This window comes from Micromonospora radicis, assembly GCF_003583405.1.
Classification (GTDB): domain Bacteria; phylum Actinomycetota; class Actinomycetes; order Mycobacteriales; family Micromonosporaceae; genus Micromonospora; species Micromonospora radicis.
Genome location: NZ_QXEC01000064.1, coordinates 1 through 942 on the forward strand (window position 1 = coordinate 1; position 942 = coordinate 942).

Here is a 942-nt window from a genome sequence, read left to right on the forward strand (position 1 = left end):
GAGCGACCGGCAGTAGGTGTCACTTGAGTCGGCGGGTGGTGGGCCGGGTGTCCCAGCGGTAGAGGGTGCGTGCTCGTTGGATGAGTTGACGGACGGTGACGATGGCGGCGGCCAGGTACAGGTAGAAGTCGATGATCTGGGCGTTGCGGTCGGTGCAGCGGCGGATCTTGCCGAACCCGTTCATCCATGAGTTCGTCCGCTCGACCACCCACCGCTTGCCGACCTGGATGGGTGCGGGCACGCCTTTGCGGGCGATGTCGGCGTCGAAGCCGATCTCGTCGAGCAGGTCGCGGGTGCGTTGGCTGTCGTATCCGCGGTCCAGGTGGGCGGTGACTCGCTGCGGCCAGTGGTGGCGTAGTTGGCGGCTGCACTGCTCGACGGTGTCGCGTAGCAGTGGTGAGTCGTGTCGGTTGGCCGGGGCGCCGACGAGGCCGAGGGGGATGCCGTAGCCGTCGACGCCGGTGGAGCGTTTCATGCCGCCCTTGCCGCGGTCGACCGGGGATCGGCCGGCCCGGTCACCGCCGCACGGGGCTTTGGTGATCGCGCCGTCGGCGCTGACGTCGGTCAGGTCCAGGCCGATCATCCGGTCGTAGGCGTCCAGGGCCAGCTCGTGAAGCTGCTCGCCGAGACCGGCCTTCGCCCACGACCGCAGCCGGCGGCGGATCGTCCGGTCCGAGCAGGCATCCGACGCGACGCGCTCGTACCCGGATCCGTGCACCAGAGCGGCGATGACGTGCTCGAACACGACCCGGTCCGGGATCCGACGCCGGTGACAGCCCAACGGATGCGTCGGATCGAACTCGGGTTGCTCAGGCCACAACGCGGCAAACTGGACCCAGACAGGCTCGAACAACGAAGATGGCAGCGCAGGCACGGGACTCCATCGGTCACGAAGCGTAGAGAACTCCGATGATCAATGGACCCGTGCCTGCCTGCTACCCC

The 942-nt window shown here is 68.2% G+C and carries 1 protein-coding gene; it reads right to left on the bottom strand.

Annotated features, from left to right (window positions below; all coding sequences use genetic code 11):
* Positions 1-19: 19 nt before the first annotated feature.
* Positions 20-874, bottom strand: a complete 855-nt coding sequence (locus D2L64_RS26925) for an IS5 family transposase (protein ID WP_119579996.1) — start codon at positions 872-874, stop codon at positions 20-22.
* Positions 875-942 lie beyond the last annotated feature (68 nt).